27 protein-coding genes and 1 riboswitch are annotated in these 23,794 nt (G+C 37.5%); of the genes, 9 read left to right on the top strand and 18 right to left on the bottom strand.

What is annotated here, in order from left to right:
• Positions 1-110: 110 nt before the first annotated feature.
• Positions 111-254 carry a YfhE family protein gene (locus tag LGQ02_RS01430; protein WP_226516485.1) on the top strand — a complete coding sequence of 48 codons (144 nt, stop codon included), beginning with the start codon at positions 111-113 and terminating at the stop codon, positions 252-254.
• A gap of 52 nt (positions 255-306) precedes the next feature.
• Here the strand turns inward: LGQ02_RS01430 and LGQ02_RS01425 are convergent, their stop codons facing one another.
• The 5 genes from LGQ02_RS01425 to LGQ02_RS01405 form a co-directional block, all read right to left on the bottom strand.
• Entirely contained in the window at positions 307-1,149 is an 843-nt protein-coding gene (locus tag LGQ02_RS01425) for a class I SAM-dependent methyltransferase (RefSeq protein ID WP_226516484.1), read from the bottom strand.
• Between the two features lie 11 nt (positions 1,150-1,160).
• Positions 1,161-1,640: a VOC family protein gene (locus tag LGQ02_RS01420; protein WP_226516483.1), complete on the bottom strand. Its 480-nt coding sequence runs from the start codon at positions 1,638-1,640 to the stop codon at positions 1,161-1,163.
• Between the two features lie 118 nt (positions 1,641-1,758).
• A complete protein-coding gene (locus tag LGQ02_RS01415) occupies positions 1,759-1,968 on the bottom strand; it encodes a hypothetical protein (RefSeq protein ID WP_226516482.1) in 210 nt (69 codons plus the stop codon).
• A 25-nt stretch (positions 1,969-1,993) separates the two neighbouring features.
• Complete coding sequence (locus LGQ02_RS01410; protein ID WP_226516481.1) at positions 1,994-2,566, bottom strand: GNAT family N-acetyltransferase; 573 nt, start codon at positions 2,564-2,566, stop codon at positions 1,994-1,996.
• Between the two features lie 78 nt (positions 2,567-2,644).
• Entirely contained in the window at positions 2,645-3,322 is a 678-nt protein-coding gene (locus LGQ02_RS01405) for a hypothetical protein (protein ID WP_226516480.1), read from the bottom strand.
• A gap of 349 nt (positions 3,323-3,671) precedes the next feature.
• Between LGQ02_RS01405 and LGQ02_RS01400 the strand changes: the two genes are divergently transcribed.
• The 3 genes from LGQ02_RS01400 to LGQ02_RS01390 are packed head-to-tail and all read left to right on the top strand — an operon-like array spanning position 3,672 to position 4,849.
• Positions 3,672-3,950, top strand: a complete 279-nt coding sequence (locus LGQ02_RS01400; protein WP_226516479.1) for a hypothetical protein — start codon at positions 3,672-3,674, stop codon at positions 3,948-3,950.
• Between the two features lie 14 nt (positions 3,951-3,964).
• Positions 3,965-4,465, top strand: coding sequence for a hypothetical protein (locus tag LGQ02_RS01395; protein WP_226516478.1), 501 nt, complete (start codon positions 3,965-3,967; stop codon positions 4,463-4,465).
• A gap of 15 nt (positions 4,466-4,480) precedes the next feature.
• On the top strand, positions 4,481-4,849 hold the full coding sequence (locus LGQ02_RS01390) for a hypothetical protein (protein ID WP_226516477.1): 369 nt from the start codon (positions 4,481-4,483) through the stop codon (positions 4,847-4,849).
• A gap of 251 nt (positions 4,850-5,100) precedes the next feature.
• Here the strand turns inward: LGQ02_RS01390 and LGQ02_RS01385 are convergent, their stop codons facing one another.
• The 8 genes from LGQ02_RS01385 to LGQ02_RS01355 form a co-directional block, all read right to left on the bottom strand.
• Complete coding sequence (locus tag LGQ02_RS01385; RefSeq protein WP_226516476.1) at positions 5,101-6,153, bottom strand: homocysteine S-methyltransferase family protein; 1,053 nt, start codon at positions 6,151-6,153, stop codon at positions 5,101-5,103.
• 95 nt (positions 6,154-6,248) lie between these two features.
• Positions 6,249-7,442 carry a cystathionine beta-lyase gene (gene metC / locus LGQ02_RS01380; protein WP_226516475.1) on the bottom strand — a complete coding sequence of 398 codons (1,194 nt, stop codon included), beginning with the start codon at positions 7,440-7,442 and terminating at the stop codon, positions 6,249-6,251.
• Positions 7,435-8,577, bottom strand: a complete 1,143-nt coding sequence (locus LGQ02_RS01375; protein ID WP_226516474.1) for a methionine biosynthesis PLP-dependent protein — start codon at positions 8,575-8,577, stop codon at positions 7,435-7,437. The genes metC and LGQ02_RS01375 overlap by 8 nt, the downstream gene beginning before the upstream one ends.
• 96 nt (positions 8,578-8,673) lie before the next feature.
• Positions 8,674-8,785, bottom strand: a riboswitch (SAM riboswitch).
• 537 nt (positions 8,786-9,322) lie between these two features.
• The gene (locus LGQ02_RS01370; protein ID WP_226516473.1) at positions 9,323-9,976 is read right to left on the bottom strand and encodes a DUF3267 domain-containing protein; all 654 of its coding nucleotides are present in this window, start codon (positions 9,974-9,976) and stop codon (positions 9,323-9,325) included.
• Positions 9,977-9,993: 17 nt separating this feature from the next.
• Positions 9,994-10,161, bottom strand: coding sequence for a hypothetical protein (locus tag LGQ02_RS01365; protein WP_226518403.1), 168 nt, complete (start codon positions 10,159-10,161; stop codon positions 9,994-9,996).
• Between the two features lie 136 nt (positions 10,162-10,297).
• A complete protein-coding gene (locus tag LGQ02_RS01360) occupies positions 10,298-11,194 on the bottom strand; it encodes a macrolide 2'-phosphotransferase (protein ID WP_226516472.1) in 897 nt (298 codons plus the stop codon).
• A gap of 121 nt (positions 11,195-11,315) precedes the next feature.
• Complete coding sequence (locus LGQ02_RS21225) at positions 11,316-11,450, bottom strand: hypothetical protein (RefSeq protein ID WP_264183998.1); 135 nt, start codon at positions 11,448-11,450, stop codon at positions 11,316-11,318.
• Between the two features lie 172 nt (positions 11,451-11,622).
• Complete coding sequence (locus tag LGQ02_RS01355; protein ID WP_226516471.1) at positions 11,623-12,159, bottom strand: CueP family metal-binding protein; 537 nt, start codon at positions 12,157-12,159, stop codon at positions 11,623-11,625.
• A gap of 248 nt (positions 12,160-12,407) precedes the next feature.
• On the opposite strand from LGQ02_RS01355, the gene LGQ02_RS01350 reads away from it, so the two are divergent.
• On the top strand, positions 12,408-14,081 hold the full coding sequence (locus LGQ02_RS01350; RefSeq protein ID WP_226516470.1) for a M14 family metallopeptidase: 1,674 nt from the start codon (positions 12,408-12,410) through the stop codon (positions 14,079-14,081).
• A 304-nt stretch (positions 14,082-14,385) separates the two neighbouring features.
• On the opposite strand, the gene hcp is transcribed toward LGQ02_RS01350, so the two are convergent.
• Together hcp and LGQ02_RS01340 are read right to left on the bottom strand one after the other, a co-directional pair.
• Positions 14,386-16,035 (bottom strand): hydroxylamine reductase, encoded by a 1,650-nt coding sequence (gene hcp / locus LGQ02_RS01345; RefSeq protein WP_226516469.1) that lies wholly within the window; start codon positions 16,033-16,035, stop codon positions 14,386-14,388.
• A 421-nt stretch (positions 16,036-16,456) separates the two neighbouring features.
• The gene (locus LGQ02_RS01340) at positions 16,457-17,290 is read right to left on the bottom strand and encodes an ion transporter (RefSeq protein WP_226516468.1); all 834 of its coding nucleotides are present in this window, start codon (positions 17,288-17,290) and stop codon (positions 16,457-16,459) included.
• Positions 17,291-17,822: 532 nt separating this feature from the next.
• On the opposite strand from LGQ02_RS01340, the gene LGQ02_RS01335 reads away from it, so the two are divergent.
• Positions 17,823-18,416 carry a hypothetical protein gene (locus LGQ02_RS01335; protein ID WP_226516467.1) on the top strand — a complete coding sequence of 198 codons (594 nt, stop codon included), beginning with the start codon at positions 17,823-17,825 and terminating at the stop codon, positions 18,414-18,416.
• Between the two features lie 163 nt (positions 18,417-18,579).
• Here LGQ02_RS01335 and LGQ02_RS01330 read toward each other — a convergent pair whose 3' ends face one another.
• Both LGQ02_RS01330 and LGQ02_RS01325 read right to left on the bottom strand, forming a co-directional pair.
• Positions 18,580-18,957, bottom strand: coding sequence for a permease (locus LGQ02_RS01330; protein ID WP_226516466.1), 378 nt, complete (start codon positions 18,955-18,957; stop codon positions 18,580-18,582).
• 16 nt (positions 18,958-18,973) lie between these two features.
• The gene (locus LGQ02_RS01325) at positions 18,974-19,183 is read right to left on the bottom strand and encodes a helix-turn-helix transcriptional regulator (RefSeq protein ID WP_226516465.1); all 210 of its coding nucleotides are present in this window, start codon (positions 19,181-19,183) and stop codon (positions 18,974-18,976) included.
• 507 nt (positions 19,184-19,690) lie between these two features.
• Between LGQ02_RS01325 and LGQ02_RS01320 the strand changes: the two genes are divergently transcribed.
• The 3 genes from LGQ02_RS01320 (at position 19,691) to LGQ02_RS01310 (ending at position 21,400) form a co-directional block, all read left to right on the top strand.
• Positions 19,691-20,230 (top strand): nucleoside/nucleotide kinase family protein, encoded by a 540-nt coding sequence (locus tag LGQ02_RS01320; RefSeq protein WP_226516464.1) that lies wholly within the window; start codon positions 19,691-19,693, stop codon positions 20,228-20,230.
• 41 nt (positions 20,231-20,271) lie between these two features.
• Positions 20,272-20,466, top strand: a complete 195-nt coding sequence (locus LGQ02_RS01315) for a hypothetical protein (RefSeq protein WP_226516463.1) — start codon at positions 20,272-20,274, stop codon at positions 20,464-20,466.
• A gap of 208 nt (positions 20,467-20,674) precedes the next feature.
• A complete protein-coding gene (locus LGQ02_RS01310) occupies positions 20,675-21,400 on the top strand; it encodes a YetF domain-containing protein (RefSeq protein ID WP_226516462.1) in 726 nt (241 codons plus the stop codon).
• A gap of 815 nt (positions 21,401-22,215) precedes the next feature.
• Here the strand turns inward: LGQ02_RS01310 and LGQ02_RS01305 are convergent.
• Positions 22,216-23,745: an RNA-directed DNA polymerase gene (locus LGQ02_RS01305; protein WP_226516461.1), complete on the bottom strand. Its 1,530-nt coding sequence runs from the start codon at positions 23,743-23,745 to the stop codon at positions 22,216-22,218.
• Between the last annotated feature and the right edge of the window lie 49 nt (positions 23,746-23,794).

Below are 23,794 nucleotides of genomic sequence, written 5' to 3'. Positions count from 1 at the left end.
TCACATCATCATTTTTCCTTCGAGTGCACTTAAAAGATTTTACGTTTACACCTAAAACATGGCGGGAAAAACAAAAGTGACTCTGATTTTAAGAAAGGGGCTATCTAGCAATGGAAAAGACACAACGCTTGCCACACAAACATATGAATGAAAAACACAATGGTTTGAGTACTGCCCAAGAAGTCATTTATAGTAAGGATTTTAAGAAAGCAGACCGTGCCGCCGAAGCGGTTATGGCTAAAAGCAACGATTAGCACCAAAATTTATTTTCCCCCACTGACTAAATCGGTGGGGGATTTTTAGTTATTAGAAGCAGAGGGACGGTTCTCTTGCTTCTTTTTGCGGTGCTTTGGAAGCAGTAGAACCGTCCCCATGCTTCTTACACACATACACCATTTCGTTACTATCATTTGTAATGGGCGTTTCATTCCAATCCTCGTAAACATGTAAAATCTCGAAACCATGGGCGTCTAACAGTCGCTCCATCTCCTTCGGAAAAACATATCGTAAGTTGATGTTAGTTCTTTTTTCGTCAATGACGCATCCTTGATTGTCTTTATATTTACGAATCGTCGTACAATGCTGGACTTGATCTAGCGCATCATAACGACTGATTGTGTATACATCAACTTCATGTGACGTTTCCGGATCTGGGTATGTTCGCCAATACTCTTCTGAACTCTGGTGTATTAGGTCTTCTTCTACCGGAAACCTTGTGCCAAAAATGAAAATACCACCGTTTTTCAAATGACGATTGACTGACTTGAGCAGTCCGTCTTGATCTTCGTTTGTAAGGAAATGCTGAAACGAGTTACCGACTGTATAGATGAGCGAACTCTTCACATGCAAGTCCAAATTTGTACAGTCTTGCTTTAACCATTTCACATTAAGGTTCAGGTTATCTGCCTTCTTTTTCGCTTCATCAAGCATCCCTTGGTGGACGTCGACACCGATCAGTTCATACCCTTCCTGCCCCAAAGGAATCGTTGCCCTTCCTGTTCCACAAGCGACATCGATGATCGGGCCATCCATTTTTTCTGCCCATTTTTGCAAAAATGGAATGTCGCCCTTGTAACGTTCATTTTCGCGATCGTATAAAGCAGGGTCGTCATACTCCTCGAAATTGTCTAGTAAGCTTTTATTTTTCATATAAAACTCCTTTAAAGGTCTTCTTGAAATTCGTTATTATCAATAAGTTCTTCCCACTCTTCAAATGATAGTTTTTGGGTCATATTTTTTAATTCTTTCGGTACTTCAATATGACACATCAACTCTAAACTGTTACCATCTGGGTCGTTAAAGTACACTGATGCATTCCCTTGGTGTGGCCTGATAAAAGGCTCGACAGTGGTTCGACTTCCAAATGGAACAGCCTTCACACCGACCGACTCTAACCAATTTAGCGAATCTTTTAAGTCCTCATAGTTCACGCGAAAAGCGAGATGCCTTAATGAAGGATGGTACGCTGTTTCGTACTCCTTGCCTTCCCACAAACCTACCCAGCTTTTCCCTTCTTCAATCCAAAAGAAAGCTGTATCCTCATCTTTCCAAGCAAAATTAAGACCGAGCTTTTTGTAAAACTCCATTGAAACTTCCAAGTCTTTCACCGGTAAATGTGCTTCATATAATCCTTTAATCATGTGATCACCCTCCTTGTGTATAGGTTATATCTCTCACACAACTACTACATCAAGTAATGATCTGAATTTTTCTACGACTTTTGGTGTAAAAGGACTTTTTAATTAATGGAATATATTCTCACGATTGATTTCTGGTTTGAAGAACAACCACAACCTTATTAACTGTAATGATCGATAAAACGATCGCAATCAATATAGCTAGAAGGCTACCGACCAATACTCCGAGTGAAGAATCGACAATGACAAACTGATTCCATATGAAGTTGGCAATCATTATATAGATGATAAAAAAGACAATGACAAGCACGTATCGAACGATATTATTCATATGTGACCCCCCCAGATTCAAAAAACTATAAACCATTACTTAACTCCTCTGCGTTTTTAAAATAAACAAGATTATCAGTCCACCCGCCAAATTCATCAATAAAGCCTTTTCGTACACATTCATACTCCATCCCGACGCTTTCCACGAGTCTAATTGAAGCAGTATTATCAAGGTTGATGTGAGCCTCAATACGATGATAGTGCAACTTATTAAACGCAAGCTTAAGCGCTGCTGCGACAGCCTCTTTACCGTAACCTTTCCTCCAATACTGATTGTGGATCGAATATCCAAATCTTGCCCATTGGAAGTTCTCTCTTTCTATAGTAGAAAAGTCTACGGCACCAAGGTGTGCTCCATCTTCCTTTCGAAAAACACCAAAGACATACGCTTGATCCTCTTTAGCGATCTTCTGATGGTTGTCAACGATCGCATGAAACCAACCCTCGGTACAGTCATTCATATCCATTTTCCCTTCATCATGCCTATGTTGTGAAGGTCTTCTATTCTCAAAACCAGTTAACCAAGCTTCATAATCCCCATTTTCAAAAGGTCTTAAAATGAGTCGGTTTGTTTCAGTTCCAAAATCAAACTTCTTCAAGTAAACACCCCTTCTATTATTCTATGGGCTTGACGTGCGGGAAGCAGAAGAACCGTCCCCATGCTTTCCCATGCTTTATCACTCATACACAAATATTTCTACCTCTCCGTAAAACTCCTCATCTAATGACACTTCGAAGTTCCAAAATCCTCCGACAGGTAATGTTGCGGACCCTGTCAGCCTTCTCATCTCTTCTTCGCTTCTTCTTTGGGGGTCTAGGACTGTGACCATCTCTTCAGTATCTTTATGTATTGCAGCAATGGCTACCTCTTTCCCTTCATATACCTCAAATTCCTCTTCAAATGAAAACACATAATTTAACTCCTCACCCACTGTTACTTCTGGTCTTGGTAACGACATACGAAACAGAAAAACATGGCCATCAAGTGCATCATACCGTTCCATATACATCGTTTCATAGTGTTTACGATATTCATGAAGGTTCTCTAGGTCTGAGCCTTCAAGGTCACTTTCATAAATATCTTTTAAGATAATCTCAAGCCGATCCTCCAACTGTTTCCTCTGTTGTATGAGGGTTTCATTTCGCGATTCAAACTCATAGGATCTTGATTCATATAATTCAGCTTTATACTCGAGCTCATTTATCTCTTGTTTTAAACGCTCATTCTCTTTTTGTAACTGTTCCGTGGTTTCATTGCTCGCTGTATCCAAATTGTCATCAGGCTCTCTGAAAATGAAAAGCGCTATAACGACAAACAAAGCGACAACAGCCAAACTAATCGTGTTTTTATTCATTGCACGTTATTCCTCCTGATGGTATTGAGGCATGGGGACGGGTCTCTTGCTTCTTTTTGCGATGCTTTGGAAGCAGAAGAACCGTCCCCATGCTTCTCCGTCTCATTGACATTCCCCCCCGTTGCAGAAATTCGTTTATATATGTTTACATTCGCTGCTAGTAATGATATACCTTGAAAATGAAACGTATTACGTGAAACTTCCTTTAAACCGTAGTCGTATATTACATATGACATTATCCTAAAAGGAGTGTTTTCATGGAATTTATACTTAATAACCCATTATTAATAGGATTTGGAACTTTATTTGTTCTTCTTCTATTTCTTATTTTAAAAAGGAGGAAAGTGAATTGAAACAAGACGAAAAAAAGCGGCCATTAAGTTTCATCAATACAATATTAGCAACCATTTTAATCGCAGTTGTCATTTACAGATTCACAGTTGATGAAAGTTGGGAGCCATTCCCGAATTTCTTTTTGTTTGTTATTCCAACGTTGTTTTTATTGTTTGGGATCGAGTATGTTCAGGAGGAAATGAAGGTAAGAAAAATCTTAGGTTATGTTTATTTGTTTATTTTTTTCCTTGGTTTAATCGCGATTATTTTAAGACTCACAGGAGTAACTACATAATAGCAGGTGAAAAAATGAAGTGGTCAATTTTACAAATCAGCACCGCTTTCGCAATCATTGCGATCATGGCGGTATTAGAATTTCAAACGGGTTACCGGACGATGGAGCCGACAACCGGTCAATGGACACCAGTCTATTCGGCTTACGTAACCTTTTTTATCATTGCTCTCGTCATTAGCTGTTTTTATTTCTTATTTTTATTTGAAGCAAAAAAAGAAAAAAGTTTATTTAGCAGGAAAATGTGGGGGAACATGCCGAAGAAGGTTCTCATTGTAGGTGCCTTATCAGCGGTGTTATTTATTGCTTTAGGAGCGACAGGCATGGTGTTTGAGTGGGTCGAGGAATGGCGCTTTTTGCTTTATATCTTTCTCGTTTACTTCCTTTTTCTCATTTACGTGTTCATTTTTTCCTTCGAGCATAAGATGAAAAAATTTGCGAAGCCCTACGAAAAAACAGCGTTTATCTCTTACATATGGACGCTCCTGCTCTTCTTTATTTTATTTGTCTTCTTTTAGAAAGTTGGGGATTATATGCCATTTACATTTGTTTTTATGCTCATCATCTTGATCACTTCAGCAGTCGTCATTTATATGAGCTTGTTGGCAAAACGCAATTCTGTCAAACAAGAAAAGGGACTTAGTTTTTACCTTTATTGCTCCATACTCGGTCTTGTCATTTTGACGATGGCCTTTTGGTTTGCTGGCGGGTACATGTTGATATCGGATGAAGGGATTAGCGATCGTTGGTTCACATTCATACATATTTACCTTCCTTTAGCTTGTCTCTTTTTCTCTTTCTTTTTGTTTAGGAAATTCCCGCTTTTAACAGGATTAGGTGGGCTTTTCGCCTTTTGGTCCCTCGCATTTTCAGGACTCATAATTGGCATTACGAGTATGTAGTTGTAATTGAAGAGTTGAAGACTCGAAATCTATTAATAGATTCGAGTCTTACCTTGCACGTTACGAATTTATAAAAATTTTAGCAAAGATGTACCCCAACGTAGAGAATATTTTTTAGAACTAAGTATAAGTTTATCGACTAAAAAAAGCGATGTGCTACCGCAACGTAGGTGCTAGTACGTCCTGTGCGTCGCAAATATGAGTGTACAACTTAGCCTTTCCGATAAGCCAAGTTTTGCTTATCTATTAGATTATGCCTTTGTTCGATATTCTACATTAGATTTATTTAATGTTTCATCTTTTCCGAATAAGAAATGTTTATACATATCAGGAGAATATTTTGAATTTATTGCTTTATGACCAACTGCTTCTGTAACTTCTCGAATCATTGCTGGTGAAGCTCCGCAACATAACCCTAGATAATTAATTCCAATATCATGAGCTTCTCGAGCCCAAGCAGCGAGCTCATATCGATTATGATATAAAGGGTCTAATGAAGTAGGAAAAGTAGTTTCGGTTGGTAAACAACAACTACATCCTCCGTCAGGGAGGTTAAAAAATGTTGGATGTTCTTTGGTGGTTCGATATGGAATAGGAAGAGCACCTACGTAACCATCAACATTTTCACGAATCTTTTCAATATAAGGTTGCATCGTATTCGGACCTCGGAAACAGTTCATTCCGACAACTAAAGCACCTTTCTCCTCTAATATTTGGCAAGATTCTTCAACAGTGTAACCATCACGAAGGATGTTTTCTCCCATTAACCCTAATGTTATAACAGCAGGAATTCCTGCTTTATTAATTTCTTCAAGAGCAATGACAGCTTCTTCATGGAAGTAGAAAGTTTCACCGTTAATAAAATCAACACCTTCTTCTTTACACCAACTAACCATTTCTGCAAACATAGCTCTTACTTTCTCTTTTGATTCTGGATCATTTATATCATAAATATTTGTATTTGAGATGTTTCCAGCAACTAGTGCTTCCTCAACAGGGTGTTCTTTAGCAACTTCTTTTGCTAAACGAATGGCATTTCTGTTTAATGGCTCTAACAATTCTTCTTTTCCAATAATGCGCATTTTTTCACGATGGGCGTTATACGTAAATGCTAGAACAACATCTGACCCTGCTAACATAAAGTCACGGTATGTTTGTTTTAAGGCTTCTGGATTATCTATAGCTACTTCAGGAACAAATGACCCTGCTTGTAAATAGCCACGCCTTTCAAGTTCGAATAAATACCCTTCACCTGCGATAACTGGTCCTTCTTGTAATCTTTGTTCTAAACTTCTTTTAGCCATTGTCATCTACTCCTTTTTTTCAACAATTAAATTTAATTTATAAAAATTCAAGGGGCAAACGGTAAAAGTCATAAAACTTAAGTATATAAAACTATTTAAATAGACCCAATATCTTGTTTCACTTTATTTTTTGCTCTGACTGTTTTGAATGCTCCCTCAAAATCTTTCATTAAGTCATCTGGATTTTCTAATCCGACAGATAAACGTAGTAATCCATCGTGTATTCCTCTTTTTTCTCGTTCCTCTTTTGGCATCGCTGCATGAGACATTTTTGCTGGGTAAGATAGAATTGATTCTACAGCTCCTAAACTAACTGCAAAAACAGGAATTTTTAACTCAGTAACGAATGTCTTAACGGCATCTGCATTTGATAACCTAAAAGAAAGGACTGCTCCAGATCCATTTGATTGACGGAAGTGGATCTCAGATCCAGGATGTTTTTTCAGCCCAGGGTAATAAACTTTTTCAACTTCCGAAACAGTTTCTAGATATCTAGCTATTGTTTCAGCTGATTGCTGAGACTGTTGTATACGTACATGTAATGTTTTTAGTCCTCTTAAGACGAGCCAACAATCTTGAACACCAAGGACGGCACCAAATGTATTTTGTAGGAATGCTAATCGTTCTGCTAATGCATCATCTCTTACAGCAGCTAATCCGGCTACAACATCACTGTGACCAGAAATAAACTTAGTCGCACTATGGAGGACGACATCCGCTCCTAAATCTAAAGGCCTTTGAAGAGCAGGGGTTAAAAACGTATTATCAACAAACGTTAAACAACCGGACTCTTTTGCTAACTGACATATCCTTTGAAGGTCAGAGATTTTCAAAAGTGGATTAGAAGGTGTTTCGATATAGATGACTTTCGTATTCTGTTTTATCTTTTGTTTGATTTCAGTTAAATCTGATGTATCGATAAAGGTGTACTCAATACCGAAACGTTGAAGGACTTCGGTAACCATACGATAAGTGCCACCGTAAACGTCTTCTGATATTAGGACATGGTCTCCTTTTGAAAGGAGCAAAAAAGCGGTCGAAATAGCAGCCATTCCAGATGAGAAAGCAAATCCACTCGATCCACCTTCGAGTTGAGCAATTGTTTCTTCTAATGCTTCTCTTGTCGGATTACCTGAGCGACTATAATCATACTTGCCAAAAGATTCAATATATGATTGATGGAAGGTAGATGTATGGTGTACAGGAACACTGACTGCTCCAGTTTGTTTATCAACAGACTGATCGTTATGAATAAGACGAGTTTCGAAACGATGATTGCGGTTACTCATTATTTGCCACCTTCTTTTCCGCATTTTTTAATGCTTGATCAATATCTTTCTTTAAATCTTCTGCTTCTTCAACCCCTACAGAGAATCTCAATAAGCGATTACAGACACCATTTTTAATTCGAATTTCTTCTGGTATGTCCATATGAGTTTGTGTAGCAGGGTAGGTGATAAAGCTTTCAACTCCACCTAAGCTTTCTGCAAAGGTTATAAGTTGTAAGTATTGTAGAAATGGATCTACTAATTTCTCATCGGAAACACGAAAAGATACCATCCCACCGCGACCAGTATATAAAACATCAGTGATTGCTTCGTGACCTTCTAAGAAACGAACAATTTCTTTTGCGTTTTCTTCGTGTTTTTTCATTCTTAATGGGAGTGTTTTCATCCCCCTAATTAACAGCCATGAATCAAGAGGAGATAATGTGGCTCCTATTCCGTTGTGGTGGAGGGCGAGCCTTTCACACAATGCTTCTCCTTTTGCTACAATTAAGCCAGCTAGCACGTCATTATGACCTCCTAAATATTTTGTCGCACTATGAATGACGATGTCTGCGCCTTCTAAAATAGGCTGCTGAATGAGTGGTGTGTAAAACGTATTATCAACGATTAAATAAAGGTCGTAACATTCCGAAAGATCTGAAAAATGGTTGAGGTTTGCCTCCTGCATCAAAGGGTTTGTAGGAGATTCGATAAAAAATGCTTTCGTATTTTCATTGATTAATTCCTCGAAGCTTTTAGGGTAACGGATGTCTGCATAGTGAAAGACAACTCCGTATTGGTTTAAAAGCTGTTCGAATAGTCGGTACGTTCCGCCATATAAATCATGTGAAACGATGACCTCATCTCCTTGTTTGAATAAGGCAAAAATCGTATGAATAGCAGCCATTCCTGAACTACAAGCAAAGCCTTGGTCACCTCTTTCCAAATTAGCAATCGCTTTTTCAACAATATCTCTAGTTGGGTTTCTCGTTCTTGTATAGTCATACCCCGTCGACTGGCCAATACCTGAATGTTGGTAGCTTGTTGAAAAGTAAACAGGTGGACTAACCGCACCTGTTACTCGTTCGCTACGATTTCCTATTTGAACAAGCTCGGTGTTCATGCTACAGGGTACCTCGTCTCTTTCTATACTCATCCCACGCCCCTCCAAATCTCTTAATAATGAATCAAAATAAAAAGTCGACCCCTTTTTAAGAGGTCGACGAAATAATAATGTAAGGATTCGCCGGACCTCTCATCTTTCAAAGCATTCGCTTTGCTGGATTTGGCACCTTTTGAATAAAAGCTATTCAATGGTTGCCGAGGTTTCAAAGGGCCAGTCCCTCCACCTCTCTTGATAAGAGTCCTTATCGACTGTTGTTTAATTTATATTAGATAATAAATTGAAAATTCAAATTAGTCAACATGTTTATGGGATTTTTTTCTAAAATTATCATGAACTACTTACATGATCATTATCCTTTTTTAACTCTTGTCAGAGAAATAGAAATCGATAAAAGATAATAATCACTTGTTTTGTCTGGCACTTTCACTCCAAATGTTTGTATTTGCATGATAAAGCTCCTCAACTAAAATAGTGTCCTCTAATTATTAAAATCAGTTCTCCAATTAACCCTGCTATGAAAAATAAAAAGTAGTAACTAGCTGAAGTGGTGTCTCGGTTAAAAAGTTCCTTGAAGGCCTTTATTATTACTTTATCAAACTCAAACCACTTTAAAATCCATCCAATAACTAAAAACGACAAAATAGCCATTGATTTCTTCCTTTCGTGAAAAATCTATGATTATTTAAGCCTACTTTAACTTGGCCTGAAATTGTAGTGCTACCTGGTAGATTCATACCTGGTACAAACATACCAGGTACGTGACAACTCCTTGCACCTACAGCCCTTTTGTTAAGTTAGTGGCTTTATGTTCGATTAAATCTACTTCTTTTTTCCAGTAAGTCTTGATACCGTTGTTCTGAACAACTGCTCCATTTGGAACTTGCTTTAAAACGAGAATGAAAGCAAGCATATCGACAGAAGAGGCAGCTGCATTAAGTACAATTAAAACCACAAGGAATGGTGTAAGCATGCCTAACAAACCAAGAATAATAGGTAGAAAGATTGAAAGAATGACAAATGGTGCAACGCTGATGATAATAAACCGAGCTTTTGTCATCCTTTCTTCTGTATAAACGAAGCCTCCGAAGCAAGTGAGACCTAAATACGTACAGTTAGAGCGAAAAAATCGAGGAACAAAAACCGCATGGATAAGTTCATGAACGATGATCATGAAAAAAATTGCTAAAATGGTACCAAGGTGAATAGTTACTGTGAAGCCTTCTGAAGTGAATCCAAACCGTTCCATCGAAAAGTTAAAATAAAGTGCGATGATTCCTATTGCAAGAGCTGCATTCATAAACATAAGCGGAAGCGACAAAAGAATACTCGTCGCAATTCTTCCCGGCTCTTTTAACGGCTTAAAGCCATCTTCGATTAGATCAGCATGCTTCTTATCATCAGTTTTTGGAAGTTCACGAGCGTATTTCATCCCCGCACCACCTTACGTTATTGTTTATTATTCCTATGACGTAACTCATCGCGAATATCTCTTAAGTATTCATTTCTTTCCTTCATGAGCTTGATGATGTAAAAGACAACGACAAGCGTTAAAATTGGAATACCGAGGTAAATGAGTAAGCTAAAAAGACCGAAAAATAGACCTGCTTCCATCACTGTTTCATCCCCCTTTCGCGAAAGAATGGTTACTCAAATGATTCTCACAAGTGGTACCTCCGCATCACATATAATATAGACCATAACCTACTGTTGAAGGTGTCTGGTGCTTTTCTTTGTGTCATCCTCACTTTCGTTAGTTTTCACTTGAAAGCATTTGTGCAGCTGTCTCATGCATTTCTTTCAAACCTGACGCTTGAGCATATTCAGCAACAGTGATGCCACTTGTTGTTAGAAGTTCAACAATATGTTCATCCATTCTTGACCAAGTTTTCCCTCCAGCATTGTCATAAGCGTCGATTAACTTTGTTAGCCCATCCTTACCAAAGAGGAGATGATGGGACATGAAGTCTACAGACACATCAGCGATCCCTACTTCTGTCCAATCAATTAAGCCGGTTACATGATTGTTCTGATCAATAAGGATATGACCTGGGTGTAGGTCTCCATGTTTTACTCCTACATGAGATGGCCAAAGAGACTCTTCAGCTAGCCACGCTTGCCAACGGTCCCATAAATTTTGATTGACATCGTATTGTTCTTTCACACGTTCCATTCTCTGTTTCATGGAGCCTCTTATCTCATAAACGCTAATCATTTCGACACCAATATGATTGAATTCTTGTTGAGGTAATGAGTGTAAATTCGCTAGAGCCTTTCCTAATGAGTGATAATATTCGGATGGTACATTGGTTTCATCAAAACTCCAGACATAGTCTTGTTGTTCAACATCAACCGTTGCGGCAGGAATACCACTTAGTTCCTTATAGGCAATTAAGTCTTCTGAGAAGATTGACCAATTGGGAACTTGGAAGTTTGCATGGTTATGAATGAAATCTAACGCTTTTTTCTCTTGTATTGCATGTCTCATCGATTCTTGTCTACGTGGAACCCTTAGTATCCATTTATCTCCGTTTTGATCTTTCGCATGTGCGACTCGAAAGTCCACACCGGACTCATTCATTTTTATCGTGTCTTCTAATATGTCTAGTCCTTTACGATTTGCTAATTGTTTCATTTCATGTTTGTTCATTTTGATTTCCTCCAAAGGGTGCATTATAAATTACGTGCAATGTTTATTACCTTTTTCGTATATTATAACCATTAACTTACTAGGTTTAAGACCAACAGGATGACAAAGATAGACGAAATGCTCAATGAAAGATCCCCATTTTTCTTCTATTAGCTAAAATATCTTCCATTCCACGAGCCACAACCAATAAGAACATCCCTAATAACCCCAAAGTAAATCCAATATCAAATTGGGATGTCAGTTCGTTCATTCCCATTTAGTTTAACACTTTTTTCCAATAATTTGGCATAAAAAAATGAGTTGCCTATATGCAACTCGAATTTCACACCCGTCTTTGTTTAGTTGAATAATGACAAAAACGCTTGATTTCATTTCAAGCGTTTTTGTATGTTAATTTCAGTCTCAATTTTATTGCTAAATAAATCCTTTTAAGACAACTGCATTGTTGTCACACAAGTATCGTCATTTTCAAATGTTGAAATCTCTGATTCTACCTCTTTTCCGTCATGCACGATCGTTACATGATACGTTTTATCGCGAGGTAGCCATATATCGAGAAATCCGTTTGCTTCTGCTTTTATTGTCTCGTCCATTACGACGTTACCATCGACATCTTCAATGTATACATCAAAATCTTCATTAGCTAACTCTCCCTGACAACCTGTCAGGTTATGAATGCTTCAAGGATGGGTCTCATTGATATACGGAGCAATTGAGACGAAAAACTCGTCTTCAGGTAATTCATAGATGACGTCTTCCTCACCGCCTTTTGTGACGATTAACTCATGTGAATTAATTCTAGCGACTCCTTCAGTGTTGTTTCCAACACTATAGTCATTGACCAACTCTTTAATATCATCGGCTTCTTTCGTTATATTGCTGCTATCTTCGTTTATTCCGAATATAAATGCGATGAGGACAACAGAAAAAATGCCAACCACCGCAAAGAAAACTCCCTTTTTCATTAGACCATTCACCTCCTACCTCTATTATTTTACTTTATTTTCACCTCTTTTCCTCCCCTATTTTTATTTGTTCACAATTCTATCGATTTTTTCATTCGACTTGCGAAATTCCTTGTTGCTTTTTTCACGGATAACGACTACAATTTACAATTAAAATAGATTGATAGATTAGAATTTTCTGACTCTAATATAAAACAGAGGCAACACTTTTGTTTTTACCTTAAATCATACATAGGAGGCAACGCGACATGGTTCAATATGAAAAGGCGAAGTATTATAATTACAAGGAGATCACCGAACTCCTGCATCAATGGCAAGAGGATCACCCCGATCTATTCAACGTCGAGACGTTCGGCAAAAGTTATGAAGGGCGCGATATTTGGTATACGGAGATCACACAACAGCACACAGGTAACGCAGAAGACAAGCCCGCTTTTTATATTGATGCGAATTTACACGCGGGTGAAGTGACCGGTTCAGCTGTTGCGCTTTACACGATTCACTACTTGCTAAACGAATATGGCAACGATGAGTTCGTTACCCATTTGCTCGATACGAGGACCTTTTACATCATCCCGCGTATTAGTGTCGACGGCTCTGAAGAATATTTAAATACCCCTCATACCCCGCGCAGCAGCACGAAGGTTCGACCGTATTTTGAGGAGGAAGATGGCATTTTAGCAGAAGATTTAACCGGAAACGGTGTCATCACATCGATGCGTGTGAAAGCTGAAAACGGTGCTTGGAAAAAATCCGAAAAAGACCCGCGTATCATGCTTCGCCGAGGGCCTGCCGATTATAAAGGAGAGTTTTATCATGTTTTTACGGAAGGACTCGTGAAAGACTTTAACGAAGAAGATCCTCTTTTCAGTGGAAAAACAAAGTATTATCTCGATATTAATCGGAACTTCCCTGCCAACTGGGAGCAAAATGACGTATCAGGGAACTACCCGCTCTCAGAACCAGAGTCGCGCGCTGTCGCTGAGTTTCTTATGGAAAAGAAGAATGTGACCGGCATCATCTCGTATCATACCGCTGGTGGCATCATCTTACGCCCGTCTGCAGAAAAGAAAGATGATGACATGAACCAAGACGACTTGAACATGTTCAAAGCGCTCGCAAAACGTGGAGAAGAGCTGACTGGATACCCGAGTGTCAGTGTCTTCGAAGGATTTAATTATCAAATTCCGAAAAAGCCATTACGTGGCGTCTTCCTCGAATGGACGTATGAACATTTAGGCATCTTCAACTACACGACGGAATTGTGGGATATGGCAAAAAGCGCCGGGATTACGAAGCCTCTCGATAATTACGCTCGCTACTGGCTCGATGTGTCAGAAGAGGATCAGTTGAAAGCATTCGCATGGAACGACAATGAATTAGCTGGAGAAGGGTTTAAAGAGTGGGAGAAGTTTGATCACCCACAATTAGGCGAAGTCGAAATCGGCGGCTGGGATTTGAAATATACGAGACAAAACCCGCCACTTAAGTTTTTAGCCGGTGAATTGCACGGAAACATGTTATTCACGTTAGAGCATGCTGCCGCATCGCCTTTACTACAAGTGACAAATACGAAAGTCGAGTCGCTCGCTGATGACTTGTACCGCGTTTCCGTTAAGGTCGAAAACACGGGCTACTTGCCGACGTATGTATCTGAAAAAGCAAAAGAACGCCAGCAAGTACGTGACATTCAAGTCATTCTCGATGGTAAAGGTGTCGATGTCGTCCAAGGAAAAGCCGTGCAAAAGATCGGCCATTTAGATGGTTATGGGAAAAAACCCGAAGCAAGTTTCTTAATGGCGCCAAACGTCCTATCTACAAAGACCGTCTCATGGGTCGTAAAGGCAAATGGAGCCGATAAAGTGAACGTGAAAGTGACGTCTTGTAAGGCTGGAAATGTGAGCAAAGAAGTGAAGCTATGATGCATGGGGACGGTTCTCCTGCTTCCATTAAAACCTTGTAATAGATAAATCATACATGTTGGTCACCATGAATTTCTCATGGTGACCTTCCTATGCGCGGAATCTGTTCCGTATGCGTAGAAATACTCTCCTCTATGCGTGTAATACTCCCTTCTGTGCGCGCAACCTCATTCTCTATGCGCGCTATACCACCTTCTATGCGCACGCTTAAATCACTCACGTCTCCACTTTCAATAAGTCAATACAACAAAAATAGCAGCCCGAGCGATTTAAACCGCAGAAGCTGCCATTTCATTTCTTATTCTTATACCATCATTGTTTCCATGTCTGTTTCAACTTCGTTAATACCGCTAATGCCGAAGTTTTCGACTAGCACTTTCGCTACATTTGGTGATAGGAAAGCCGGTAGTGTTGGCCCAAGCTTAATGTCTTTCACACCAAGATGTAACAGTGCGAGTAAAACAATGACTGCTTTTTGCTCATACCATGCTAGGTTGTATTCGATCGGTAGTTCGTTGATGTCGTTGAGTTCAAAGATTTCTTTAAGCTTCATTGCGACAACCGCTAATGAGTACGAGTCGTTACATTGTCCCGCGTCAAGTACACGTGGAATGCCACCGATATCATTTAAAGGTAACTTGTTGTAACGGTACTTCGCACAGCCTGCTGTTAAGATGACTGTATCTTCAGGAAGTGTTCTTGCAAAATCTGTGTAGTATTCACGAGACTTCATGCGACCATCACAACCTGCCATAACGAAGAACTTTTTGATTGCGCCAGTCTTCACAGCATCGACAACCTTGTCTGCTAGTTCTGTTACTTGGTTGTGTGCAAAACCACCGACAATTGTTCCTTCTTCAATTTGAGTTGGTGATGGTAGACGCTTCGCGTGTTCAATAACTTCTGAGAAGTCTTTCTTACCACCTTTTTCACGGTCTGGAATATGTTTAAAACCAGGGTATCCTGTTGCTCCAGTTGTGTAAATACGATCCTTGTAGCTTGCTTTCGGTGGAACGATACAGTTCGTTGTGAATAAAACTGGCCCGTTAAAGCTTTCAAACTCTTGTTTTTGCTGCCACCAAGCGTTTCCATAGTTTCCGACGAAGTGATCATATTTTTTAAACGCTGGGTAGTAGTTGGCCGGTAACATCTCTGAGTGTGTATAAACGTCAACGCCTGTACCTTTCGTTTGTTCGAGAAGCTCTTCAAAGTCTTTTAAATCGTGTCCACTCACTAAAATTGCCGGGTTATTGCGGACACCGATTTCAACTTCTGTCATTTCTGGGTGTCCATATGTTGATGTGTTCGCTTGGTCTAACAGCGCCATCACGTCCACGCCAAACTTCCCTGTTTCCATGACTAAGTTCGTTAGATCATCAGCTGTCATTGAATCATCTTCTGTTGCAATTAATGCTTTTTCAATGAAGTCGAATACTTCGTCATTGCGGTGCCCTAAGTTGTCGGCATGCTCTGCGTAAGCTGCCATTCCTTTAAGCCCGAACAACACAAGTGAACGTAAGCTACGAATATCTTCATTGTCTGTTCCTAAAATTCCAACGTACTTTTCTTCAGATTTCGCTTTGAAGTCAGAACGATTGCCTGTCCAAACTGCGAAATCTTTAAACGACTCTTCAAGAGTCCCCTCTTTTTTCAGCTCAGCCTTGATGACCTCACGCTCGACAAGTGCTTTTTCAATACGATCCGCGATCATATCATCATCAAAGTTCGCATTCGTAATCGTTGTGAACAACCCTTCGATAATTAAACGATCTGTCTCTGGACGGTTAATTCCAGCTTTTCTTGCTTGCTGGTTATACTCAGAAACGCCTTTAAGCGTAAAAATTAACAAGTCCATTAGGTTCGATAATTCACTTGGTTTTCCACATACCCCAACATCAAGGTTACACCCGATGTTTTTCATCGCTTCTTGACATTGATTACAAAACATACTCATCTGTAAATCCCCCTCGTTGATTAACACCCTTTTCACAATGTTAAGGTTACATGATGTTTTAAAAAAATGTTGTGACCTAAATCACGTAAAACCAGTTGTCACAGAGATGTCAATTTTTGAGGAAGCGTGGGGAAGCGTGGGGACGGTTCCGGTGCTTCATGGAGAAGTACGCGGTGAGTAGGGGGTTCTTTCTATGTGGAAAAGGGTTCTTCCCCACGTAAGAAGACACTCTTTCCACGTGAGAAGGAGTTTATCGCACGTGAAAACGAACCACCGCACGTGAAATCAATCCACTACACGTGTGATCAATCCACCGCACGTGAGATCAAACCTTCGCACGTGAGAGAGGACTTCCAACCTCTTGCTTTAGAAACTACAAAAAACCAACCTTCACTCTCAAAGTAAGGTTGGCCCTAATTAGCTACTTTCCTTCTGTTTTTTCACGATCAAGAAGGATTTGTTTAATTTCTTGAATGTCTTGCTTTAATTCTTTATTTTCATTGTACAATCGGTCCATTTGCTCTTGGCGAAGTGCTTCGTCGTCTTGGCCTAAGTAACTTAAGATGACGGCGACGACAAGGTTTAAAATGACGAGTGCACCGATGATAATAAATGAAACGAAATAAACCCAAGCCCATGGGATTTCATTAATGATTGGACGTGCCACTTGGCTTGCCCAAGACTCAAACGTGACAACTTGCATTAATGTGAATAACGCCGAGTGGAAGCTGCCGAAAAACTCATCTTCTAGCACTTCACTAAAGAACGTTGTTCCGATAATGGCATAAATGGAAAAAATCAAGACTGACAGGCCTAGAATCCCTGTTAAAGCTGGGACAGATTTCATGAGTGAATCTATGATTTTTCTCAGAGCAGGGATTGCTGGAATCATTCTGATTAAACGCAATACCCTGATCAACCTCAACACACTTACAAATGGCGTTGAGTAGAAAGCTAGACTTGCGACAACGATACTAAAATCAAAGATATTCCACTTGTCGGAGAAATACCCTCTAAAACCAAGACCTATCATCTTTAAAACGAGTTCGATCACAAATACCCAAACAATGATTTGGTCTAAAGCGAGCAAAATGCTGTTACCAGAAAGGTACGTCTCAGCCACAATGATCAAACCGTTAAAGAGGATAATCGCGATCACGATCGGTTGAAAGTACGGATGCTCGACAATTCGTTTCACCTTTTCTCGAAACGAGTTGTTATTTATATTAGGTTCTTCTCTATGTTTTATTTCCACTGTATCAATCCACCTTTTCTGGAAGCGTAGGGACGGTTCTTTTGCTTCCTAAACTACTATTTTAATGAAGCAATGATAAAAAAACAATGGTAGAAGTGGGAAGCGCGGAACTATTCAAATGTTTTCTAGCAATGTCTGATTCTAGAAATAGAATTGACCCCCTACATTTATAGATATTTACTGAATATTATCAACCCTCCTTTATGTGCACTCACATTACTTGTTTACTTTTGTTAATACTCTAAGTTTAATATTCCTGTCCCCTTTTTTAGTTTAAGCTCTTGTTTAGCGTTACTAATATTTAGTTGGTGCTTTTCCTGCATGAATTGTGAAACGTCCCTTCCCCTTATAAAATCGTATATTTATATAAAAATACTAGACTATCACTTACAATGTTCAAAATAATAGTTCTTAAGATCTAGGGAAGTCATAAGTATTTTTCACAATTGTAATTATTTTGATAATTCTAACTATAATATCCATTTTTATGTGCTAATATATTGATGAAATTACATAAAAAGGATGTGGAGAGATGAAAAGGTTAGTTTGTAGTTTTTTAGTTTTAGTTTTGTTCTTTGGAATGATGACTCCGGTATTTGGACAGGGAAAAGGTAACTCTTCAACTACCTCTAGTAACGTCGATGTTTTGAAGCTAGTAGAACCTTATGTTGAGTTACAAGAAGATGGAACATTAGCTTTAGAAGGGGTACCAAGAGGATTGTACCAAGCTTTTGAGCTTGAAAATCTAGAATACCATTTCGACCAGATTAATAAAGAAGTGTTAGATGGTAATTTAGTAATTGACGAAGAGCTTAATATTAGTGAAACCGGTTTTTCAACCTTTCACCATGCTGGATATGGTAGTTGGGCTTACCATTGGTGGGGGTATCAACGATTATTTAATAACAGTCAAGCTAATGAATATTCATCTCATTTGCGTGACAGAGCTGCTGGTGCAGCTATGGTAACAGGGGTTTTCGCTAAATTCCCACCAATATCTGGTATAGCTGGTGTTTCTTCTGGTTATTGGGCTCTCTTAGCAAATCGTGTTGATGCAAACAATAATGGTAATGGTGTTCAAGTAAGTGTTACTTGGGTAAATGTATTTAGCGTAAGTTCACTATAAGTTCAGGCAAAAAAAGTGTATGGCTTAAAACCCATACACTTTTTAATTCTGTTTCTTTCTTACTTTTTTATAGATAATAGGTACTATTACTAAAATCAATATAAAAAATGAAATTTGTGATATAAAAGGAATCAATTCATTCATTTCTTATTTCTCCTTTTTATTAATAGATTTTAGATAAAATTACTTGGGATAAAAAAGCAGTTATAAGAATCAAACCCCCTAAAATATGTAAAATGGATGATGAAGAAATAATAATAATACCACTCCCAATTAAAACTATAAATAATAAAAAGTAAAACATTATTAAAAAGAATGTAAAGTACATTGCCTTTTCCCTAATCATCTTAATTCTCTCATCATTTGCTTGATATTGAGAGTTTAAGTAGCTTAAAGAAAAGAATACAATTGAAACTGAGAAAAGCAGGAACCCCATAGTAGATAACTCAGTGTTATCATTTAACAATTCATTTATGGATATATAAATACTTACTCCTAGAATAAACAAACCTAACAATAAATTTCCCTTCGTTGATTTCATTATAGTCCACACTCCTTTATTTCTTATAATCTTTATCTTCTAAGAAGAAAACATCTTCGACTTTTTTATTAAGCAGCTCAGCAATATGCATTGCTAATGGTAAAGAGGGGTTGTATTTTCCTTTTTCAATTGAAGAAACAGTTTGTCGAGAAACACCTAACTTTTCAGCAAACATATCTTGTGATAAGCCACTCTTTTTTCTAAGTTCCGATACTTTGTTTTTCAAATCTATTCCCCCCTTCAACAAAGGCGACGTAAAGCTTCCTTTACATTATAATCGTAAAGGAAGCTTTACGTCAATGGTTTATATTTTGAAAATTTCATATATTAAGTTATGTAAGAATTCAACATACAAAAATGCATTTTAAGAACATGAGTTACATATAAAACTACCAATCGAAGACGACTACCCGAAACTCCAACCATTTATGAATTGTTAGGCGACCATGTTAATGGGCTCCAACATATTGCAGACAATAAAATACACGTCAGTTGACTGGCTAATTGCAACCGATTCGTTAGTCACTTTTTGTTATCACAAATGATTTTTCTTATTTGTAAGTTATTTGTACAAATATGTAAACCCTGACACAATTGGCTATGTAGTTCATTGGGAATAAAAGGATTATCAGTCTATTTATGTTAGGATTAAGGTAGTTAAACAAGTGATTTACACTTTAACTTTCGAGGAGTAATGCTAAAGAAGTCGAGTTGCTAAAAAGGGGCAAAAGTTATGCAAAGAACGGACCTACCATTTGTTATTGCCATTGCTGGAGTTTCTGGTGGAGGAAAAACAACAGTTACGAAAGATTTAAACGGTCGTTTACAAAACTCTAAAACACTATTCTTTGATGACTACGATTTTGAAGGACCTTACGATATTATTGATTGGGTTCATAATGGAGCTAATTATGATGAATGGAACTTAACTCCATTAACTAGAGATATAAAAGAATTACTAAATGAGCCTTTAGATTACATTCTCATCGACTTTCCGTTTGCCTATAAACATTCGGAAACAAGTAAATTAATTGACCTTACCATTTTTATTGATACGCCATTGGATATAGCTATGGCACGCAGAGTAATAAGAGATTTTAAAAATAGCTCCAACGAAAACATCTTAAATGAGATGAATAATTATCTGTCACAAGGAAGACGGGGCTATCTTGAGATGCTAAAAACGGTGAAACCGGATTCAGACATTGTTGTGGATGGGACACTAACCGTATCTGAAATGACAGATATAATATTCGGGAAAATCTCAAATTAATAAGAAGCAATCATTGTTATGAAGGAGAGGAGTTTTGAGAAATGGGATTGTTTCGGTTCTTATTTTCAAAGTATAAGTGTTTAGTACATACAGCGTTTGGAAAAGAAAAGTATTTTAACGTTGTTAGCAAATTAAAAGAAGAAGGTATACCTTATCAAACAGGTATTAAAAGCAACCCAAACACTTACCAAAATATTGGTCACAATGATTATGCACAATATGATATTTATGTATAAGAGAAAGATGAACATAGAGCACAGCAAGCTATACATAAATAACAATATAATAGAAATGACTTGGTTAGGTTACAGAACCAGCCATCCTCATCCCCTTTTCTTATAATGAAAATATCGTCCCGATTACGATACGCCTTCATTCAAGGTATCTATCAACGCAACCCTGGAAAAGATGAAAATATATGAATCTTTGAAAGGGGCTACAAAGATGTTTGAAATTATAAAAGATATCCTTATCGTTTTTGGACGTATCGTAACGATTTTACCTTTACTTCTATTTATGACCCTATATATGGGAAAGCGTGCGATTGGGGAATTACCGATCTTTGATTTTTTAATTATCGTCACCTTAGGTGCAGTGGTCGGCGCTGATATCGCAGACCCGAATATTCATCACCTTCCAACTGCCGCTGCGATCATTGCCATTGGTGTTTTTCAACGAATTGTTGCCAACTGGAAAATCTCAAATCGAAAAATCGGCCGATTACTGACATTTGAACCAAATGTCGTGATTCAAGATGGTAGATTCATTCGTAAAAACTTGAAGAAAGACCGTTATTCAGTCGATAACATCCTGCAAATGTTAAGAGAAAAAGACGTCTTTGATATTAGTGAAGTGAAAACAGCAGTGATTGAAGCAAATGGGGCTTTATCCGTGTTAAAAAAACCGGGAAAAAATTCTGTGACGCGCGAAGATATGAACATCGTTAAATCAACATCTGCCATTGCCTTCCCTGTGATCATAGAAGGAACAATTTACTCCAATGTCATGAAAGATCTTCACTTAAATGAACCATGGCTAAAACAACAATTAACTGCCCAAGGCATTGATGACATAAAAAACGTATTCTTCGCCTCGATCAATCGAAATCATCAATTACACGTTTCATTAAAAGATGAACGAAACGTAAACATTCCGCCTATAAAGCACTAGGAAGCATGTGGGCGGTTCTCTTGCTTCTATTAACACGAAGTATGTCATTTTTTTAAGGAGTGGAACAATGAATACGAATAAAAAAGCACTTGCAATCTTTTTGATCTTTTTAAGCATTGGGATTTTCGGTTATTTCCTTTTTATAAATGTTTTCATTCCTAACATGATGTAGCATTTTTTAAGATTAAAAGTTTTTTTCAGCTGAACCAACTTCTATATCCGAAAAGTAATAGCAGCTTCTGTATACGGTTACCCTCATATACGGAATAAAACTGTGATTATTATCGCGATGCATGATCACCTAAATGCTTTGACAAACTATTATTAATTACCCTGTTGAAAGGGGTTTAAAGAATAATGGTGATTGATTGGTTAGGATGGTTAGGATATTTATCTTCCTTTATTGTCCTCGTTTCTTTATTAATGAGTTCAATCATTAGCTAAGATAAATCAATTTATTAGGGTCTTCTCTTGCGACCATCCTTTTTTCTGTCGCTCACTTTTTAACTTCTCAGCAAAAATCATTTATATAGAACACCTCACACTTTTCTTGTCTCTTCCAGTCATAATTATTGATTGATTTCATCCGAAATGTAAAGCTCTTTATGGTTGCAACGCTCCGCAACCTCTAGTTGACAGTTGATTTGAAGGGGTTTGTGGCGTGTTAGTATGGGGAAGGACCTCTTGATTGACATTGGCCATTGACAGAAAAAATAAAAGAAAACCTCTCAAACTGAAGGTGAGTTTGAGAGGTTTCAAAGTTCAAATGCGTAATTAAATTTATCATCAATTTGTATACATAACACTAAAATTTTCTAAAGGGAAGTATATGCTTCACCTATAAAACCTTTCACAAATGAAATCTTCTTATCTTTAAGGTCTTTCCAATCGCCTTTTAAGTCGGATTTTGGTAAAGATTCATAGATGAATAACCAATATTGTCCAAAATCCTCCTTATCTTTATTCAATTCTCTAGCCAAACGTTTAAATTTTTTAACCTCAGTGTTTATTTTATAATAATCACAATACAAAAAAGTTAGTAATAATAATAAACAATGGTTGCTACTCCTGATTTCTTTAAAATCTAAATGGTCAAACACAAAATTGTACTTAAGTGCAAAGTAAATAGCATAAGATACTTCTTCAAAGTTATTTGCTTGCAGTCCCTCTTTATACAATAGGTGAGAGTATTCCATGATTTGCTTTATATTTACTTTAAATGCATTAAATACATTATCCTCTAATAAAGGCACTAGGTAAGGGTAAATAATTGAAATATGAAAAACATTTTTCACAAAATAATCAATTGCGTTTTTCGTTAATTCCTTTTTTGCTACTACTTTAATTGCGTATTTTAAAATTGCTGAATTATTATTCTCATGTACTAACTGTATTGCAAGGTCCAAATAAGCTCGGACATCCTTGAAGTCCATATAATCTTTCTTATTATATTTCAAGAATGAATTTAACCTTCTAATCCATTGCTCTGTAGCTGCCATTGGTAATGGGGTAATAGTTGTTTTTTTATGATTTAGGATTAAATTATAGTAACGTAGTTGTTCAGAAAGATCTAATAGAAAGTTTTGCCCTTCTTCATAACTAGTTACATAACATGTATAATCGTCGACATGTCTAATATAATTCCATTTCTTTTTACTTAGCTCATAATCAACAGAAGTCAAAATTATCTCAGATAAAACATTAGAGGTGTGTGGGCCAATCAAAAATCCATGAGTTTCACCATTAGTAGTATTTCTTACATAAAAATCTAATTGATTGTACCACTCGTTGCGTTTATTTTTATTACTCTTTGCAGTATCCTTTCCAACTAATGCCCATGAGAGTGAATGTGTATACATACTTGGAAAACAAGTTGAAATATCAGCATTCACTAAAAACCTGCTTCCAATAAGTAAATCTGGTTCTGGAGTACCATCACTCTTAAAGTTCTTATAATTCATTTCAAAAATCTTTTTGCTTTCTTTAATTTTCCTAATGTGTATTCGACTCTTCTTATAACCATCATTAATAGTATTCCTTCTAAAATGTTCTATGATTTCATCCCAATTATCCTTTAAATGTAGGCAAAGTTTTTGGTAAGCCATAGGATTTGGTATTCCTAGCGAACGAGGAATATTAATATTCCTCATATTTTCATAGTAGATATATGATTGTTCTTTTTTTGTACTATTAAATGTAGGGTTATATGCTTGACAATAATCAAAAAATGCCTTCGATGATAAAAATGGCGGTAATTTCTCATTAAATAAACCATATCCAAGAAGCCCTTCATATAATTCATCAGCAGTTATATTCTTCATGAACTTATAATACTTCTTACTCACTTTATCCTTCCTTACTTAAATATTTTAGTAAAAAAATTCCATTATACAC

Origin of the sequence: Bacillus shivajii, from assembly GCF_020519665.1 — a bacterium.
Classification (GTDB): Bacteria; Bacillota; Bacilli; order Bacillales; family Salisediminibacteriaceae; genus Bacillus_CA; species Bacillus_CA shivajii.
This window is presented reverse-complemented; position numbering and strand designations above follow the sequence as displayed.

What these genes read in the sequence shown, in the direction of transcription:
- LGQ02_RS01390 (WP_226516477.1), top strand. Translation starts at nt 4,481, where the DNA reads ATGCCATTTACATTTGTTTTTATGCTCATCATCTTGATCACTTCAGCA.
- LGQ02_RS01385 (WP_226516476.1), bottom strand. Translation starts at nt 6,153, where the DNA reads ATGGCTAAAAGAAGTTTAGAACAAAGATTACAAGAAGGACCAGTTATC.
- LGQ02_RS01310 (WP_226516462.1), top strand. Translation starts at nt 20,675, where the DNA reads ATGTTTGAAATTATAAAAGATATCCTTATCGTTTTTGGACGTATCGTA.
- LGQ02_RS01375 (WP_226516474.1), bottom strand. Translation starts at nt 8,577, where the DNA reads ATGAGTATAGAAAGAGACGAGGTACCCTGTAGCATGAACACCGAGCTT.
- metC (WP_226516475.1), bottom strand. Translation starts at nt 7,442, where the DNA reads ATGAGTAACCGCAATCATCGTTTCGAAACTCGTCTTATTCATAACGAT.
- hcp (WP_226516469.1), bottom strand. Translation starts at nt 16,035, where the DNA reads ATGAGTATGTTTTGTAATCAATGTCAAGAAGCGATGAAAAACATCGGG.
- LGQ02_RS01425 (WP_226516484.1), bottom strand. Translation starts at nt 1,149, where the DNA reads ATGAAAAATAAAAGCTTACTAGACAATTTCGAGGAGTATGACGACCCT.
- LGQ02_RS01405 (WP_226516480.1), bottom strand. Translation starts at nt 3,322, where the DNA reads ATGAATAAAAACACGATTAGTTTGGCTGTTGTCGCTTTGTTTGTCGTT.
- LGQ02_RS01370 (WP_226516473.1), bottom strand. Translation starts at nt 9,976, where the DNA reads ATGAAATACGCTCGTGAACTTCCAAAAACTGATGATAAGAAGCATGCT.
- LGQ02_RS01330 (WP_226516466.1), bottom strand. Translation starts at nt 18,957, where the DNA reads ATGAAATCAACGAAGGGAAATTTATTGTTAGGTTTGTTTATTCTAGGA.
- LGQ02_RS01415 (WP_226516482.1), bottom strand. Translation starts at nt 1,968, where the DNA reads ATGAATAATATCGTTCGATACGTGCTTGTCATTGTCTTTTTTATCATC.
- LGQ02_RS21225 (WP_264183998.1), bottom strand. Translation starts at nt 11,450, where the DNA reads ATGGGAATGAACGAACTGACATCCCAATTTGATATTGGATTTACTTTG.
- LGQ02_RS01430 (WP_226516485.1), top strand. Translation starts at nt 111, where the DNA reads ATGGAAAAGACACAACGCTTGCCACACAAACATATGAATGAAAAACAC.
- LGQ02_RS01320 (WP_226516464.1), top strand. Translation starts at nt 19,691, where the DNA reads ATGCAAAGAACGGACCTACCATTTGTTATTGCCATTGCTGGAGTTTCT.
- LGQ02_RS01395 (WP_226516478.1), top strand. Translation starts at nt 3,965, where the DNA reads ATGAAGTGGTCAATTTTACAAATCAGCACCGCTTTCGCAATCATTGCG.
- LGQ02_RS01315 (WP_226516463.1), top strand. Translation starts at nt 20,272, where the DNA reads ATGGGATTGTTTCGGTTCTTATTTTCAAAGTATAAGTGTTTAGTACAT.
- LGQ02_RS01360 (WP_226516472.1), bottom strand. Translation starts at nt 11,194, where the DNA reads ATGAACAAACATGAAATGAAACAATTAGCAAATCGTAAAGGACTAGAC.
- LGQ02_RS01420 (WP_226516483.1), bottom strand. Translation starts at nt 1,640, where the DNA reads ATGATTAAAGGATTATATGAAGCACATTTACCGGTGAAAGACTTGGAA.
- LGQ02_RS01335 (WP_226516467.1), top strand. Translation starts at nt 17,823, where the DNA reads ATGAAAAGGTTAGTTTGTAGTTTTTTAGTTTTAGTTTTGTTCTTTGGA.
- LGQ02_RS01350 (WP_226516470.1), top strand. Translation starts at nt 12,408, where the DNA reads ATGGTTCAATATGAAAAGGCGAAGTATTATAATTACAAGGAGATCACC.